This is a genomic window from Streptomyces sp. NBC_00425 (assembly GCF_036030735.1).
Lineage (GTDB): Bacteria > Actinomycetota > Actinomycetes > Streptomycetales > Streptomycetaceae > Streptomyces.
Map to the genome: position 1 here is coordinate 5,767,959 of NZ_CP107928.1, position 16,655 is coordinate 5,784,613.

The 16,655-nt window shown below is 69.9% G+C and carries 16 protein-coding genes; 15 read left to right on the forward strand and 1 reads right to left on the reverse strand.

The window, feature by feature from the left end:
• Window positions 1-28 precede the first annotated feature (28 nt).
• The 10 genes from OHS82_RS25210 (at window position 29) to OHS82_RS25255 (ending at window position 12,444) form a co-directional block, all read left to right on the forward strand.
• The gene (locus OHS82_RS25210; RefSeq protein ID WP_328434575.1) at window positions 29-853 is read left to right on the forward strand and encodes a cupin; all 825 of its coding nucleotides are present in this window, start codon (window positions 29-31) and stop codon (window positions 851-853) included.
• 11 nt (window positions 854-864) lie between these two features.
• Complete coding sequence (locus tag OHS82_RS25215) at window positions 865-1,395, forward strand: hypothetical protein (RefSeq protein WP_328434576.1); 531 nt, start codon at window positions 865-867, stop codon at window positions 1,393-1,395.
• Between the two features lie 3 nt (window positions 1,396-1,398).
• Window positions 1,399-5,412, forward strand: a complete 4,014-nt coding sequence (locus OHS82_RS25220; protein ID WP_328434577.1) for a hypothetical protein — start codon at window positions 1,399-1,401, stop codon at window positions 5,410-5,412.
• A gap of 109 nt (window positions 5,413-5,521) precedes the next feature.
• Window positions 5,522-6,544: a hypothetical protein gene (locus OHS82_RS25225; RefSeq protein WP_328434578.1), complete on the forward strand. Its 1,023-nt coding sequence runs from the start codon at window positions 5,522-5,524 to the stop codon at window positions 6,542-6,544.
• Window positions 6,544-8,661, forward strand: a complete 2,118-nt coding sequence (locus OHS82_RS25230) for a hypothetical protein (RefSeq protein WP_328434579.1) — start codon at window positions 6,544-6,546, stop codon at window positions 8,659-8,661. Before OHS82_RS25225 ends, OHS82_RS25230 begins: the two co-directional genes overlap by 1 nt.
• 7 nt (window positions 8,662-8,668) lie before the next feature.
• A complete protein-coding gene (locus OHS82_RS25235; protein ID WP_328434580.1) occupies window positions 8,669-9,136 on the forward strand; it encodes a hypothetical protein in 468 nt (155 codons plus the stop codon).
• An 18-nt stretch (window positions 9,137-9,154) separates the two neighbouring features.
• Window positions 9,155-9,706, forward strand: coding sequence for a hypothetical protein (locus OHS82_RS25240; protein WP_328434581.1), 552 nt, complete (start codon window positions 9,155-9,157; stop codon window positions 9,704-9,706).
• The gene (locus tag OHS82_RS25245) at window positions 9,706-10,227 is read left to right on the forward strand and encodes a class I SAM-dependent methyltransferase (RefSeq protein ID WP_328434582.1); all 522 of its coding nucleotides are present in this window, start codon (window positions 9,706-9,708) and stop codon (window positions 10,225-10,227) included. The genes OHS82_RS25240 and OHS82_RS25245 overlap by 1 nt, the downstream gene beginning before the upstream one ends.
• Window positions 10,228-10,229: 2 nt before the next feature.
• The gene (locus tag OHS82_RS25250; protein WP_328436104.1) at window positions 10,230-11,645 is read left to right on the forward strand and encodes a glycosyltransferase family 4 protein; all 1,416 of its coding nucleotides are present in this window, start codon (window positions 10,230-10,232) and stop codon (window positions 11,643-11,645) included.
• Between the two features lie 94 nt (window positions 11,646-11,739).
• Window positions 11,740-12,444, forward strand: a complete 705-nt coding sequence (locus OHS82_RS25255; protein ID WP_328434583.1) for a hypothetical protein — start codon at window positions 11,740-11,742, stop codon at window positions 12,442-12,444.
• A 71-nt stretch (window positions 12,445-12,515) separates the two neighbouring features.
• Here OHS82_RS25255 and OHS82_RS25260 read toward each other — a convergent pair whose 3' ends face one another.
• A complete protein-coding gene (locus tag OHS82_RS25260) occupies window positions 12,516-13,106 on the reverse strand; it encodes a hypothetical protein (RefSeq protein WP_328434584.1) in 591 nt (196 codons plus the stop codon).
• Between the two features lie 113 nt (window positions 13,107-13,219).
• Between OHS82_RS25260 and OHS82_RS25265 the strand changes: the two genes are divergently transcribed.
• The 5 genes from OHS82_RS25265 (at window position 13,220) to OHS82_RS25285 (ending at window position 16,419) form a co-directional block, all read left to right on the forward strand.
• Window positions 13,220-13,945 carry a hypothetical protein gene (locus tag OHS82_RS25265; protein WP_328434585.1) on the forward strand — a complete coding sequence of 242 codons (726 nt, stop codon included), beginning with the start codon at window positions 13,220-13,222 and terminating at the stop codon, window positions 13,943-13,945.
• Window positions 13,945-14,745 (forward strand): hypothetical protein, encoded by an 801-nt coding sequence (locus OHS82_RS25270; protein ID WP_328434586.1) that lies wholly within the window; start codon window positions 13,945-13,947, stop codon window positions 14,743-14,745. Before OHS82_RS25265 ends, OHS82_RS25270 begins: the two co-directional genes overlap by 1 nt.
• On the forward strand, window positions 14,736-15,323 hold the full coding sequence (locus OHS82_RS25275) for a hypothetical protein (RefSeq protein WP_328434587.1): 588 nt from the start codon (window positions 14,736-14,738) through the stop codon (window positions 15,321-15,323). The genes OHS82_RS25270 and OHS82_RS25275 overlap by 10 nt, the downstream gene beginning before the upstream one ends.
• On the forward strand, window positions 15,320-15,697 hold the full coding sequence (locus tag OHS82_RS25280; protein ID WP_328434588.1) for a hypothetical protein: 378 nt from the start codon (window positions 15,320-15,322) through the stop codon (window positions 15,695-15,697). Before OHS82_RS25275 ends, OHS82_RS25280 begins: the two co-directional genes overlap by 4 nt.
• 191 nt (window positions 15,698-15,888) lie before the next feature.
• The gene (locus OHS82_RS25285) at window positions 15,889-16,419 is read left to right on the forward strand and encodes a hypothetical protein (protein WP_328434589.1); all 531 of its coding nucleotides are present in this window, start codon (window positions 15,889-15,891) and stop codon (window positions 16,417-16,419) included.
• Window positions 16,420-16,655: the final 236 nt, after the last annotated feature.

Here is a 16,655-nt window from a genome sequence, read left to right on the forward strand (position 1 = left end):
CCACCCATGAGCAGACAGGAGGCCAGCGATGCCCTCGACAGGACTCCGTAAGTACGTCGAAGCCGTCCCCGGTGACCCGCTGCCCCACGGCCTCCTCGGCGGCTGTGCGGACATCATCGACGTCACCGACCCGCACGAGCTTCTCGGCACCGACTGGCGTCCCCTGTCGTGCTCCGAAGCACACGACACCACCTGGTGCCCCGACCCTGACGCGGTCGTCCCGCCGAAGACGTTCGACCGGCCCGGTACCTGTACCGCGGCCCCCGTCACGATCTACGCCGGCTCCGAGTGCACGACCATCGGCTACACGTACGAGGAAGCCACCCGGCATGCCCGGGAGACGCTCCGCATGGGCGAGCAGCGTGCCCTTGAGGAGTGGCTCCAGCGGGACGTCCTGTGCTCCATCGGCGAGGACAAGACGCCGGTCGCCGGCGCGGTGTCCGTGTCGCAGGGCGTCAGCATCCTGGAGGACTGGCTCGGCACCGAGTACGGCGGGACCGGCGTCCTGCACGTCCCCGTCGGCGTCGGCGCGCTCCTCGGCTGCTGCAACATCGTCCACCTGACCGGCGGGAACCCCGTCACCCTCGTCGGGAACTGCGTCGTCCTGGGCGCCGGATACGCCGCGAACGTCGGCCCCCCGGACTGCACCACCGCAGACCCGGGCGAGGCCTGGCTGTACGCCACCAGCCCCGTCCGTATCCGCCGCGAGCCGCCGGCCACCGTCCCCGGCAAGGACGGCGAGAGCGTCGCCACCCTCACCAACGACCGCCGTGTCCTCGTCGAGAGGACTTTCGTCGTGGAGATCGCCTGCTGCCGTGCCGCTGCGGTCCGCGTCAAGCTGTGCGCCGAGTAGGAGACCCGCCCATGAGCACGACCATCCGCGTCCAGCCCGCCGCGCGCCTGCGCCAGGAATTCGCCCTGTGGGGGACCAGCCAGCACCCGAAGATCCACACCGTGGCGCCGAACACCTTCGCCGTGCCCGCCGGCCTGTACACGGAGATCCCTGAGCCGCTCCTCATCGGCGCCCTGGTCGACGGCCAGCGCTACGTCTCCCCGGACGAGCAGGAGCCCACTGTGGCGCCTGTGACGGGGGAGCAGTGGGCCGAGCCCGGCCAGCCCCTCCCCGAGGTCCCAGAGTCCGCGTACGGCCCCGACTCGGTGCCGCTGACCGTGGAGTTCGCCCCGCTCGAAGACGCGCCCGCCGACAGCGACCCAAGCGACTCGGATGCCGGTACTACCGCAGGGGGGAGCGTCCTCCCGGAGCCCGAGCCCGGCGAAGCCTCCGCCCCGGCCGAGGAGTTCACGGACAACCCGTGCCCCGGCTGCGACAGGTCGTTCACCACCGCCCGGGGCCGGGACACGCACTTCCGCATCGCCCACGCCGAGGAGAGCTGACCCATGCCGATCGAGCCCCAGCCGTGCGCCGGGTCCGGAGCCGGCTCCGACGCCGTGGACGTCGAGCAGACCCTGCTCTGCGATGTGATGCCCAACGGCGATGTCGTCGGCTCGGCGCTCGCTGTCTACGAGTACGACAGCAGCGGCGCCCCGGTCGGCGCCCCGGTCTTCGTCAACCCGGTCACCGGACTCCCGTACGTCGCACAGGGCGTCCTCCAGCCGTGCGGGGACACCCTCAGCCACTCGGTAGAGATCCTCTGCGACGTCAACGACGCCGACGGCTCCTCCGTGCAGTTCGAGCGGGTCAAGACGATCGGCCCGGCCGGAACCGTCCTGTCCGTCTCGGACTTCGGCCTGGACGGCGCCCCGTACGTGCCGCTGAACTCGGTCCAGACCTGCGACCCGCTGGCGAACTGCACCCCCGAGTCGAACCAGGACCTGAACGCCGAGTGCGGCCCCGGTGAGCCGGTCGTCACACAGGTGCTGCTCGATGACGTCAGCAAGCCGCTGTCGAACGCCGTCTTCAACGACGACGACACCGCCGACCCGCTGTGCGGCGGCACCTGGGACCGCCCGGCGGACGAACTCCCGCCGGGCTTCCCCGTCGCGGAGACGTTCCGGAACACGACCTTCGACCAGCCCGGCCCTGTCATCCAGGGCCAGCCCGCCCCGCCGTTCCTCACCGCGGGCCCCCCGACGAACGACGGCGCGGGAGCGGGCTGGATCCGCCTCTCGGACGGCTCCTACGCCTCAAACGGCATCTGGCAGGTGCCCGCGCCCTTCAGCACCAGCCAGGGCATGAACGCCGCCGTCACCCTCGCCAGCCACGACGGCACCACGCCCGGCGGCGACGGCCAGTACTTCGTTTTCACCGACGGCTCGGCCGGCACCCAGGCCACACCGATCGGCGGCTTCGGCAACCTCGGCCTGAACAACTGGACCGGCGGCGTCTTCGCCGTCGTCCTCGACGAGTACGGCCAGTCCTGCTCCTGCGGCCAGGCCCTCCCCAGCGACCCGAACGCCGGGCCCTGCGGATTCTGCCCCAACACGATCAGCATCCAGCGCGCGGGCGCGTCCCGCGTCGGCGCCTCCTGCTCCTGCTGCACGATCGCCTCCGCCCCGCTCGCCCCGAAGGCGATCAACCAGACCACGCGCTCCCAGCCGTTGCGCCTGCTGACCTCCGTCATCTCCGAGGGCGGCCAGACCTACGTGTCGGCGTCGGTCGACTGGAATGACGGCAACGGCCCGATCCAGTACTTCGACCGCGTCAACATCACCTCGTGCATCACGGTCCCGCCGACCCTGCGCATGGGCCTGTCGATGAACAGCGGCGGCGCCTACCAGGCCATCAAGGAGGCGCGGGACGCGGTCGCCCGCCCGGCAGGCGTGTCCAACTGGCGGGCCTTCCCGGTCACCACGGACCCGATCCCGGCCTGCGTGACCCTGGTCAACATCAACGCGTCGGTCGACGTCACCCCGAACGACGACGGCTCCCAGACCGCCGGTAACGGCAACCCGGAGCTGTACTTCTGGCTGGTCAACACGGCGACGAACACCGTCCTGGACCGGGACCAGTACAGCATCATCCCGAGCCAGCTCGGCCAGGTACAGACGCTGTCCGTGAGCGCGTCGGTGCCCCCGGCGGACGTGCCGAACCTACGGCTGTACGTCGGCGCCGAGTCCCGTGACGAGGTCGGCGAGTACGACACGACGTGGGAGAACCTCACCGTCGACGCCACCGGCGCCGGCTGCCCGGCCACCCCGCGGCGCACGATGGAGATCTCCGCCCGCTGCCCGATCCCCGTCACGATCGTGGGCGGCGGGACCGGGGAAGGCGGCGGCGGTGGCACGACGGTCGTCAACACCCCCAGCACGTTCGAAGACCAGATCATTTGCGCCACGGTGGGCGGCACCCCGCAGACCGCGTTCCGCCGCGAGGTCCGCACCCCGGACGGCGGGATCGAGGTCACGTTCCTCGGCTTCAACGGGCTGCCGATCACCCCCGACGGCGGCTGGACACCCGGGCCGTGCCCGCAGCAGGCAGGCCAGACCCTCGGCCCCGTCTGCTGGGTCTCCAACCCGCCCGTCGGAAGCAGCCAGAGCGGCTTCATGACGCTGGACGAGAACGGCGACCCGGTCCTCTACGACACGCTCGGCGCGGTCGTCCCCGCCGGCGCGTACACCATCGTCGTCTGCCCCCAGCTCACTCAGCAGTCCCACGTGCTGTGCGACTCGGGCAACGCCGGGCACCAGTTCCTCCGCTGGTACATCGACAGCCCGATCCTGGGCGTCTCTGACCAGCAGTGGGATTTCGAGCTCGACGGGTCCACCCCGTACGCCGTCGTCGGCCCGGTCGCTGTCTGCGGCGACACGGGCCCCTGCCGGGACTCCAGCACGGTCCTGCTGTGCGACGCCCCCGCCGATGACACCCTGACGGTCACCCCGGCGATCACAGACGGCACCGTCGCCGACGTCAACCAGACGCAGTTCACCAACCTCCCCGGCGCGTACACGACGCTGTGGACGGGAGGGACGCTCGCCTACCCGGCCACCGCGGGCCCCGGCCAGCAGTACCGCATGGCCGTCGGCCGGCTCACCGCCAGCCCCCTCGGATGTGACGACGCCTCGGGCACCCTGAACGTCAGCGTGCGCGTCACGCAGAACGGGCCCGGCACGGGCCAGGCCTGGGACGGCGCTCTGCGCGTCTTCCGGGGCACGACGCTCATCGCGGACTCCCCGGTGCGCACCTACGCCCCTCCCGGCTGGGTGCAGACCCTCACCGCGTCCGTGCCGGTCACCGCGGCGGACCTCGCGGCCGGGGACATTCGCGTCGGTGTGGTGCTGGAGAACTTCCACGGCACCGCGAAGGCGTGGACGGCCGATCAGTTCTCGGCCTCGGTCGAGCTGGCCGGCTGCGACGCGACGTCGGCGGTGCAGTTCCTTCGGACGCTGGTCACGGACTGCGAGACCGGCGACGTCGTGGCGACCACGGACACCGACCTGGCCGGTGCCCCGTACGTCGTCACCGGCGACGTCGGGCAGTGCACGCCCGTGGTCCAGGATCCGAGCGCCGGCGCTGACACCGAGGTCGTACCGCTCTGCGACAACGCCACGGACCCCGCTACACCCTTCCTGCGGCGCCTCACCTTCGACGACGCCGGGGTCCTCGCCTCCACCGTCGACACCGACCTCGACGGCTCGCCGTACACGGTGTCCGGCAATGCCGTGGTGTGCGGAGGCACCGACGCGGCTGGCCGCGACGAAGAGCTGATGGTCCTGTGCGACGCCACCCCGACGCGGTTCCTGCGCCGGTACAACTACGACTCCACGACCGGCGCGCTCGTCTCGATCGTCAACACCACGCTCGACGGCTCGACGCCGTTCGTCCCGGTCGGTGCCGTCGGCGTGTGCACCACAGCGATCGCTTCGGACTTCGATTTCCTGTCGACGGTCCTGTGCGACAGCAATGGGACGCAGTTCATCCAGCGGCTGACGTTCAACTCGGCCTCGGGTGCAGTCACCGCGACGACGAACACCACCCTGACCGGAGCGGCATTCGTGCCGGTCGGCGCGGTAGCCCTGTGCTCGAACTGCTGCCCCGTCGTCATGGGCAACGGCTGCACCAACACCGGGTCGGGCTTCTACACGGCGATCCGTGCCACGAACGGCACGATCAGCCTGATCGACTCCGTGACCGGCGCGACCGTCCTTGCGGCGAACATCATCCCGTGCCCGTCGGACAACACCGTCCGGACGCTCACCGCCCAGGGCCGCGTCCTCACGAACGCGACGCCGTGGACTCCGGGCGCCGACGTCGCCGGCACCCTCACGAGCCTGACCGTCACGGGCGTGGGCGGCCTGTGGGACCTGGTCGACTCCAACGGCACCGCCCTCACCGGCCTCCCAGCCGGGCTGACGCTGACGTGGTCGGCCTCCGACGACAACACGCTGACCGGCCCCCAGTCGGTCACGCCTCAGGCCGGAGCGAGCGTCGTAGCGAACTGGACACAGAGGTGAGGCGCCCGTGAGCGTCCCCTGTGACTGCTGTCCCGTCGCGGCTCCTCCCCGGTGCGCCATCGGGGAGGTGCCGTTCGCCTCGGCGGTCGTGTCCGCGAACCCCGCAGGCTTGACCATCGTCAACCTCGCCAGCACGATCGACGGGACCGTGGGCGCGGACCTGTCCGGCTTCGTCCCCCCGGTCACGGAGGCCGTCCTCGTCGCCAACCCGACGACCGCCATCGACTACGTGTTCCCGAGCCCGGTAGACAACCTGGTCCGGCTGCGCTGGGCCAACGGCGGTGGCGGCGTCCTGACGGATCAGGACGGGTTCGGGCTCATGACCGTGACGCTTCTGAACGCCGGGCTGATCCCGCTCACCACGATGCCCTGGGACGTCACCGCACCCCTCGGGAACAACGGCCCGGCCCGGCAACTGGACTTCGCGGCCGTCAACGGTGTCGCGCGGGTCCGCTTCTCCGGGTTCCACAAGCAGAACACGGCGGTCATGGGCGCGGGCTCTCCTCTACTGCGGCAGGTCGAAGCCTTCGTGTCCGGGCCGGTGTTCCCCTGCCGGCGCAGGGGCGGCACGCTGGAGTGGTACAACGAGGCTGGCAACCTGGTCCCCGCCGCCGAGGTCGGCAGCTGCACACCGGCCGTGCCACTCATGGTCCCGCTGGTCACCATGACGGAGAGCGCCCTCGGAGACGACGCGGGCCTCGGCGAGCGGATCTGCAACGTCGTACCCGCGGTGACGAGCTTCACCGGCTACACGCTCCAGCCCGGCACTTGCTACGACGGATCACCGGCCAACGGCGACACCTTGAACTGGGCCGGGCCGCTGTCGTCGGTGTCGATGAGCTATGAGTCGAACGGCAGCGCCTCGGCTGGCGCCGCCTTGGTCGCGTTCTCCGCTCCGTCGATCGGGACGGTTACCTGGCCGGCTAACGGCGTGAAGATGGTCGCCGGCGAGGTCCGCAGGTCCAACCCGCTCATCGGTGGCGGGTACGCGACGATCACCTACCTCGCCCCGGCGGGCGCCCCTGCGACCGGCGCGCCGAGCCAGGATGGCGGGCCCAACATCCGCATCGGCCCGGCAGCGCTCGCGGCCTTCACGCCGTACCGATTCCGCATCGACTTCTGGGAGCCGTAATGGGAACCTCCGCGGGCTACACGCCGGCCGCCGTCCCAGAGTGCCCGTACGTCGTCACGCAGACCTGGGCTTCGGCCGAGGCGCTACGGGCGGGCGGGGCCCTCAAGGAGAACTGTGTCGTCACCGTTCCCGGCCCCGTCATCGGGACGGCCGGGAACACGTCGGCGACCTTCATTACCCTCCAGCCGGTGTCGGCGACGGAGTTCGCCGACGAGGCGCTCGTCAACACCGCCTTCGAGCTGGGCGCCTGGCAGGGCACGTACGACTTCGCCGCGCAGAAGCTCACCAAGCTGGCAGACTCGTCCGGCAACGTGGCGGTCGACACTGACCTGACGTTCGACACGGTGGCCACGCAGGTGCCGTGGCACCTTGGCGCCGCGCTCGGCGTCGGCGGCTGGCGGGACAACTACATCGAGGACACCACCCTCACGGCCGCCGACACGGTGGTCCTGGCGAACCAGTTCGTCGGCAACACGCTCCGCGACACGACGATGGACTTCACGGGCTGGGTCTCTGGCGCCATCACGCGGACCAAGGTCGAGGGCACCGGCACGCACGCCATCACGGGCGCGTTCGCGAGCTGGACCAACTCCGACATCACTGGCGGCTCGACGGTCAACGGCCGGATCACGCTGAACAACTCCCACATCGAGAACTCGTCCCAGGTCATCAATACGGCCGGCCTGACCAGCTCGGCGACCGGCCTCACCAACGCGACCATCAAGGGCGCGTCGGTCCTGACCGTCCTGGGCGCCGGGAACATCACGGTCTCCGGCGGTTCGGTCGTCACCAACGGCTCGATCATCACGACCGAGGCCGTCGTTCCTGCGGCCCGCTCCATCAACGTCAGCGCCGGGTCCGAGATCAACGGCGCTACCCTCCGCGTAGACGGCACCGGCACGGGCGGCATCACCCTCACCACGGCGCGCGTCTACGGCCGCCCCTCCGCCGCACCGACCGACTCGATCCTGCTGTCGGGCACCACGACCGCCGGCTCCATCAGCTACAGCCGCGTCGACGTCGACTGCGGCGTGGTCGGCGCCGGGCCCGCGCACTCCTGGGACGGCGTCCAGGGTGCGATCATCTCCGACTCCATCCTCCGCCAGGCGCGCATCGTCAAGGGCGTCGCGGCACACGCGTTCCAGATCGCCAACGGGTCCGACATTCTCGGCGGCATCATCACGGCGAACGGCACCACCACCGGCGCCGACGCCCGCTTCTCGATGACCTTCTCCCGCCTCACCAGCATGGCGATCACCCAGCTCCCGGCCTCCAGCGGCAGCATCTCCTTTAACAGTTGCAACCTGAACAACTCCCTGATCGAGATGACGTCCGGCCCGAAGAACCTGAGCCTGACCGACTGCCTGATGAACGGCATCAACCAGGCGTCGAACTACATCAAGACCTCGAACACGGCCAACACCAGTACCGGCATCGCGCTCAGCGGCACCGAGATCAGGGAAAACGGCCGCCTGGACATCACCGAGACCGGCGCGGGCAGCTTCATCCAGGTCAACCGCTGCGTCATCAAGGGCGGCGTTCTGGGAGGCTCCTTCGGCCGGATGCTGATCGACGGCACGAGCGACGCCTTCTCGGTGAGTAACTGCGTGGTCGATGACGGCATCTTCACGGTCACGAACGCGGCCGCCGGTTCGCTCACGTCGCCGACCTCGGTCTACGACATCAAGGTCGGCTGCGGTGGCACCTTCTCAGTGGTCAACCCGAGCGCGGCGGCCACCCGCCAGTTCCGCCACATTCGCATCCAGGGCCGCGCGGTGTTCTCGGCGCTCAACACCTCTGGCGGTCCGAACTTCGACGTCTTCGGTATCGAGCTGTCGGACGAGTCGCAGCTGAACCTTCTCGGCGCCCTCGCGGCACCGGTCCGGGACATCGACATCATGGGCCGCTCAGTCTGCAACGTGAACATCGGAGGCTCGATCCAGAACCACCGCCAGGACCAGGAGACGGTCCTGAACACCGGGGCGTTCAGCCACTTCTGGACGGTCTTCGAGCTGCGGAACCCGCTCGCCGTGGCCGTCCCGACGCCGTTCACCTGCACAGCTGCCAACATCGGCAAGCTCCGGTCGAAGGCGTTCGATGACTGGATTGGCGTATGATGACTGCATGTCTCGCACACCTCTGGATGAAGCCCTCGCGCTCATCGACCTCATGCTCGTCACCGGTGATCGTTCGCTCTGCTGGCCCTGGCCGCACGGCAAGGACTCGAACGGCTACGGCCGCGTCTACGGCGGCCAGGTGCTCGTCAGTCACCTCGTCCTGGAGCAAGACGGCCGACCCCGGCCAACAGCCCCTGGCGACCACGCCCTGCACTCCTGCGACAATCCGCCCTGCTTCAACCCGGCCCACCTCTCCTGGGGCACGAACAAGCGGAACGCGGGAGAGCGCGAGGAGCGCGGTCTCGGTGGCGGCGACAAACGCCGGGGCGAACGGAACGGCCGGGCGAAGCTCACAGACGCTCAGCGCCAGGCCATCCGGGACGAGCACGTTCCGGGGTACGGCAACTCCAAGGCCCTCATGCAGAAGTACGGCATCTCCCAGCCGACTTTCAATCGAGTGCTACGCGGCAAGTGACTGGATTGGTGTGTAGCCATGAGCGTTCACGGTGACTCTGAAGCACTCACCATCGAGGGGGCCGGCTCAGCCGAGAGCCTGGTCGACCCGGCGCTGTTCGCCGGGCGCACGCTGGAACTGAAGAACAACGCCAACGTCGCCCAGACCTGGTCATCGGTCGGCGCCACACCGTTCGTGGTCGGAGGCGCGAACGTGGCCACCCTGACCATTCCTGTCGGCGAAGCGCGCAGGGTCTACAGCAACGGCACCCGCTGGGTCCTGGTCAGCGGCTCCGGTTCTCGCCCGTTCTTCGCCGCCACCGCCGTGACGGATGCCTCGGGCAACGCGACGTTCGCTTTTCCCGCCGGCCTGTTCTCGGCCGCGCCCGTGCTGGACGTGGCGATCCAGTTCGCGGCCGGCTCCAACCCGATCGACTACCGGGCCACGACGCTGACCGCGACCTCGGCCGTGGTGAACGTGAGGCAGTCCCCGACGCTCGTCGTCCTGTCGCTGTCGGTGCTGGGCGTCGCCGCACCTATCGCCGGGGTGACTGTGCACGCCATCGCCACTCCCGCAGGCGCGACGCCCTGATGCCGTACAGCGACGCCGAGGGCAAGGACGCGGCCCTCGCCTGGTACGAGGAGATCCAGCCCGGCACCGTCATCGACGTCGGCGCCGGGTCCGGCACGTACGCGCAGGCCGTCCGCGCCCACAGCTGGTGGCAAGGCCGCTGGACGGCTGTGGAGGCGTGGGAGCCGTACGTCGACCGGTTCGGCCTCCGCAGTCTGTACGACGCCGTGGTGGTCGCCGATGCCCGCCAGCTGGTCGCGCCGTTCTACCGCGCTGACCTGGTCATCGCCGGGGACGTTCTGGAGCACATGCCGCGCGCCGACGCTGTCCGCCTCCTCGGCAAGGCCCGTGCCCACGCCGCGCACCTGATCGTGTCGGTTCCGGTTCTCCACCTCGACCAGGGCGCGGTGTACGGCAATCCCTACGAGGTGCACGTCGACCACTGGACCGCCGACCAGATGCGCGCCGAACTCGGCCGGTCCGGGACGATCAACGGCGAGCTGGTCGGCGACGTCCTCGCCTGCTTCTGGTGGTCTCGGTGACCATGCGCATCCTCGCGTTCCTCCAGGCGTACGGGCAGCAGGAGCACCTGCGGTCGATGGCTGCGGCCGGCCACGAGGTCCACGTGGTCATTTCGGGCCGCGAGCAACCAGGGCCGTGCGCCGAAGACGGCGTGAGCCTCAGCGTGACGCGCGGCGTGGGAGGCCCGTGCGTCAAGGACGGGATGAGCTTCTGGTCCCTCGGATTCTGGTGGCATGCAGTGCAGACCGTTCACCCGCAGGTCGTCGTCGTGGACCGGCGAGACGCGAAGATGCTGCGCCTCACCGCGGACCTGCGGGTCCGGCGCCTGGTGATCGATCAGGGCGATACCGACGTTGGGGAGTTCGAGGAGGCGTGCATCGGCCTCCTGCCCTTCCAGCAGCGAGACGCGGCGCGCACGCCGATCCCCGTCGACCCGCTCGCGGGCCAGCCCGTGAAGGTCGTGGCGTGGATCCACTACGGGGTGCCGTACCGGCGCGCCGGGTCGGAGACCATGCTTCACACGATGATGCGGGCGCTGAAGTCAGCGGGTCTGCCGGTGGCGGTGGTGTGCTCCTCGATGCCGGACGCCCCGTCCGCCTGGGAAGTCGACGACGTTCCTTACCTGCGGCTCGGGACGCAGCCGGCGGAACTCTTCCTGCAGCGGATGGAACCGAGCGTCCTGGTCACCCACCACAACTACGCGGCCCGCGCCACGGCCATCGCCCGCAGGATCGGGGCACGGCCGGTCATGCTGATCCACTCCGACCTCGACTACTCTGCCCGCTCCTTGGCCGCGCGCCCGGATCTGGTGGTCCTCAACACGGAGTGGGTGTGGGCTTCCCTGACGCCCCGGTACGTCGAGGTCGCCGAGCTGCCGACGCTCGTCGTGCGCCCCCCTGTTCGCCCCCAGGAGCACCGCACGGAAGCGGCGGGGGACCGGGTGACCCTGGTCAACATGAGCGCCGACAAGGGAGTGGAGACGTGGCGAGCCATGGCCGGCGCACTGCCGCACCTGCCGTTCCTCGGCGTCGCCGGGGCGCATGGCCAGCAGCTCACCCTGCCCTGCCCGCCGAACGCCCGGATCATCGGGCAGACCTCCGACATGCGGCGCGACGTGTGGGCGCACACGCGGGTGCTGCTGATGCCGAGCCTGTACGAGTCGTACGGCATGGCTGCAGTCGAGGCGCTGGCGTCGGGCATCCCCGTCATCGCTCACCCCACCCCGGGTCTGCGCGAGGCCCTCGGCGACGGGGCGACCTTCCTCGACCGCGCGGACACCGCGGCGTGGGCTGCAGCAGCCGACGAGCTGTACCAGGACGGGCCGCGTCGCCGTGCTGCCGTCGCGGCGGCCCTCGAGCGCAGTGCGTTCCTCGCCGAGCAGACCGACCGGGAGCTGGCGGCTTGGACCGACGCGGTGCGGGACTTGACGAGGCGCTGATCCCGAGCCGGGCCATCAGGGCGCGGCCTGGCTATGCTGGTCGTAGTGTCGCTGGCGTTAGGCCGGGCCTCCTGCGCTTCTGGAGGTCATCGGCATGACCTGTCCCCTGATCGCAAACCTCGACGTCGTCCGGCTGACACGTCTGGACTCCTGCGGCCGGCCCGTCTGTGGCGCCGACAACGCGATCCCCTTCGACTGCCTCGCCTCACTGGCGATGAACGTCAACTCGGACGACGGCACGGACGTCGAGTACAAGGCCGCGAACGGCCGCGTCTGCGGCTACAAGAAGGGCTGCCCGACGTTCCGGGGCTACGACATCGAGCTGAACTTCTACTCGGTGTCCCCGGAGATCATCGAGATCGCCACGGGCAATCCCGTGGTCTACGGGTTCGACGGCAAACCGATCGGCTTCGACGACTGCTCGATCCAGTGCAAGCAGGGCTTCGCACTGGAGGGCTGGGCCGAGGTCGTCGGCGAGGAGATCTGTATCACCAACGGTCTCGCGTCGGGCGAGTGGATCTACTTCCTGCTGCCGTGGGTCACTAACGGCCTGCTCGGGGACATCGAGGTCGGCAACGAGGCGGTCACGCTGACGATGCAGGGCTCGACCCGCACCAACGGCGGCTGGGGCGTCGGCCCGTACAACGTCCTGGAGCAGAACGCTGCGCTCACCCCTGGCCCGCTCCTCACCCCGCTGAGTGCGAACTGCCACCGGCGGATCATCACGACGCACATCGCGCCGCCGACCGCGACGTGCGAGTACGTCGACGTCACCGAGGGGCTGTGCCTCGCCAGCTGAGGACGTCTCGACGTCACAAGCGAGTAGCCGGGGACCTGATCGGTCACCCGGCTACCGCTCGTTCCCGCGTCTCAGACGTGCTTCCAGCCCGCTCGGCTCACAACGCGGTGGGCCGTCGACTCAGACACGCCGAAGCGGGCACCCAGGGCCGCGTAGGAGATCCCCCCGGCTGCGTACTCGGTCCGCATCTTGGCCACGTCGGCGTCCTCCAGCTTCGCGCTCCAGCGGCGAGTGCCGCGCGAGTGGCGGTCAGCGCCGACCATGTCCTGGACGTTCTGATCGCTGTCCCCGAGCGTCAGGTGGCGGATATTGATGCATCCCTCCTCGCCCCGGTGGCAGGTATGCAGGACGTGACGCTCTCCGGGATCGCCGTGCGCGATGATCCAGACGGCGCGGGACGCGTGCACGGCCTTCGCCTCGGTGGCCAGCCGCCCGTAGTTCCGCACGCGGGGGCGAGAGGCGTAGCCGGTCAGGATGATGCACTGATCGGTGGTGGCGTGGGCCGCTGCGGTCAGCTCTTGCATGACGTCGCCAACGCGCCGCTTCATCTGGCGCGTTGCGGGGTCGGTCCAGTCGTGCGTCCGCGCCCACTCGTAGCAGGCGGAGCACCACCAGCCAGCGCAGGTCTTCGCGCGCCGGTAGCCAGGTTTGCCGTCGACCACGCAGAGGCGGGACGGACTCGTAGACTTGCTCATGTTCGGACCTCTTATCCAGGTTCGAGCCGGGTCCGGGGCTGTTCGCGCAGCCGCCGGACCACCCATTTTAGGGGTAGATCATGACGGCCCCGGGCGATATGGACATCGTGGTCCCCGTGCGCGAGGAGGCCACCAACCAGCAGCTGCGGTACGCGCTGCGGTCGTGGTGCGAGAGCTTGCCCCACCGCAAAGTGTGGGTCGTCGGCTACCGGCATGACTGGCTGGCCGACGATGTGGGCCACATCCCGATCTGGCAGACCGGCAGCAAGTTCGAGAACACGACGGTGGCGATGCGGGCGGCCTGCGCGCACCCGGAGGTGTCGGACCGCTTCGTGTGGTGCAACGACGACACGTTCACGATGGGGCCGCTGCCCGACGGGATGCCCGTGCTGCACCGCGGCCTGGTCGCCGACGTCGAGAAGCACTACGAGGCACGCGGCTACGGGGCCTACCTGCGGGGGATGCGCGAGACGCGGACGGTGCTCGCCGAACTCGGCCACCCGGAGCCGCTGTCGTACGAGCTGCACGTTCCGATGCCGGTCGACAAGGCGGGGATGGTCGCCGCGCTCGACCAGGCGCCGCAGCTCGACGGGATGCATAAGCGGACGCTGTACGGGAATCTCGCCGGCCTCGGGGGCGAGCAGATCGGCGACGTGAAAGTGGCGCACCGAGGCCCTCGCGGCTTCGGCCCTGAGTCGCTGTTCCTGTCGACGATGCCGGACAGCTTCACGAACGGGCACGTTGGACGGTTCATCCGGGCCGCGTTCCCGCTGCCCTGCCGGTACGAGCGCGCTGGGAGGCGCTGATGCCGATTCAGACCGGCCCGTGCGAACCGTGGCCCACGAAGCTGTGCTGCACCACCGAGGGCGTCGAGGCCGAGGATCTGGAGTTCTGGACGATGGTCGCCTCCCAGGTCTTGTGGGGGCTGTCGGGGCGCCGCTGGGGGCCGTGCCCGGTGACGGTGCGGCCGTGCCGCAAGTCGTGCATGGACGGGATGCCCTCGTACGCGGTGCTGTGGCAGTCGACCGGCCCGTGGATCCCGTACATCGACTCCTACGGGCAGTGGCGCAACGCCTCGGTGTGCGGCTGCCGCTCGGACTGCTCATGCGGGGAGCTGTGCGAGGTCTACCTCGCCGGGCCCGTGCACGACGTTCAGGAGGTGACGATCGGAGGGGACGTCATCCCGCCAGAGGCGTACCGCGTCGACAACAACGGCATGCTCGTGCGTACCGACGGGGAGTGCTGGCCCGACTGCCAGGACATGGGGGCCCCGGCCGGCGCGGAGAACACGTTCGTCGTGCGCTACCGGTATGGCCTACCGCTCGACGAGTCCGCGACCGCGGCCGTGTCCGAGCTGGTCTGTCACCTGCTGAAGGGCTGCGGTGGCGGGTCGTGCGGCTGCAAGTCCAACCGGAACATGACCCGCGTCAGCAGGCAGGGCGTGGACTACGAGTGGGCTGACCCGACGGTCATCTACAGCGAGGGCCGCACCGGGCTGCCGCTGGTGGACATGTGGCTGAACATGGTGAACCCGTACCGGCTCAGCTCGCCGTCCCGGGTGTACTCGCCGGACTTCAAGCGGCCGAGGTTCACGTCATGGCCCTGATCCTGGAGTCCGTCAACGAGCTGGCGACCGCGGTCCTGGCGTGCGTCTGCCAGGCCCTCGAGGCGACCGCGGCGACGGTCGAGAACCAGCCGGGATGTCCGTGCCGGTCGTGCGTGGTGCCGGGCACGCCGGCGTGGGACTCGTGCGAGGACCCGTGCGACGGCTCCGACGACACGGGTGGCCAGCTGACCGTGCACGTCGCGCGGATCTACCCGACGACGGAGTTCCCCACGGAGACGCGGGAGGTCCGCGGCCTCAAGTCGTGCTCGGCGACCCGCATCGCGGTCGAGCTGGTCATCACGCTGCTGCGGTGCGTGCCGACCATGGACGAGGGAAGCCAGTGCCCGCCGACGTGCGAGGCGACGGCTGCGGCCGCCCGGGTCATCCAGATCGACTCGGCGACGGTCCTCAACGCGCTGCTGTGCTGCGTGCCGTCCATCGGGGTCAGGCATCGTGGCCCGCTGTACGTGATCGGGCAGCAGAAGACGCTCGACCCCAAGGGCGGCTGCGGGGGGATCGAGCAGCGCGTCACGATCGCGCTGGCGAGCTGCGCATGTCCGGACGAGGAGTCGCCGTGAGCGCCGAGGTCCGTATCGACCAGGGGGCGATCCAACGGCTGCTGCGGCGCCGGGGAGGCAAGGCGTACAGGCAGATGGAGGAGCGCGCCCGCCGCGTCGCCCGGTTCGCCGAGGAGGAGGCTCCGGGCAGCATGGGCGACTTCGTGTCGTGGGATGTGGTGGTCGGGCCGAAGGGACTGCAGGGCGTCGTCCGCTGCAACCACCCGGCCGTCCTGTTCGTGCTGAAGGGGACGCGGCCGCACATCATCCGGCCGCGCCGGCGGCAGGCGCTGCACTTCTACGTCGACGGCACGGAGGTGTTCACGAAGCTGGTCCGGCATCCGGGGACGAGACCGAACGACTTCATGGCGAGGGCGTTGAGGCTCGGCCGGTGAGTCGGAAGGCCGTGGCAGACTGCGGATGTGCGCTTGATGCCTGGGTGGGCAGTTCGCGTCACAGAGAGGCCCCGGGATGGTGCTCCCGGGGCCTCGCCCATACCCGGGGCAGTTTGTCCCGATGCCCTACTCTTTGCGGTCGCACGCCGCTGGCTGTGGGCCGGGCGTCAACGCGCGAGAAGGGCATCCCCGTGGCACAGAAGCAGTTCGCACTCAGGACGGAACCGCACGTCGCCCAGATCGGCGCAGACCTGGAGCTCCGCTTCACGGCCGAGGTCTACGGCGACGAGTTCCTCGACGCGTACGCCGAGCTGCAGGAAGCGCAGGCCGCGCTCGGCGCGGCAGACGGCGACATGAGCAAGCTGACTGGCGACAAGCTGCGGGTCCTGTACACGGCGATCCGTACGTTCCTCTTCAAGATGATGACGGAGGAGTCCGCCGACCGCTTCCAGCGGTTCGAGGTCCACCAGGGTGATGCGGTCGAGGTGTTCCGCGACCGGGCCGAAGCCGACCTGTATGCGGGCCGGCTCGAGGGTGCCGCCCGCGTCGTGGACAAGTCGGTGCGGCTGCCGGACCGCGTCCTGATCGAGCTGATGGAGTGGTCAGTGGAGCTGTACGGCGGGGGCGGTGAGACCCGCCCTACTGGGCCGTCCAAAGGATCCTCGGCTGGATCGAGGCGAACTGGGACGCGTGGGAAGGCTCCCTCGCGCTCCAAGGTGTAGACCTGCGACGGTGGCGGCTGTCGACCATGGTGAATGCGGCGGAGGCCGCCATCATGGGCAGCGCCGAGGACGAGAAGGGGCGGGCCAGGCTCAAGGCTCAGCTGTACGCCCCGCCGAAGGGCTCCAGACGGCCCCAGGGCGGCCGTGCGCGCCCGCCGGGTATGCGGATGACGCGGGGGCAGGCTGGGGATCTCCTAGCGGCTGCTGCGGTTCAAGACGCCCAGGCCGGGAGGGGC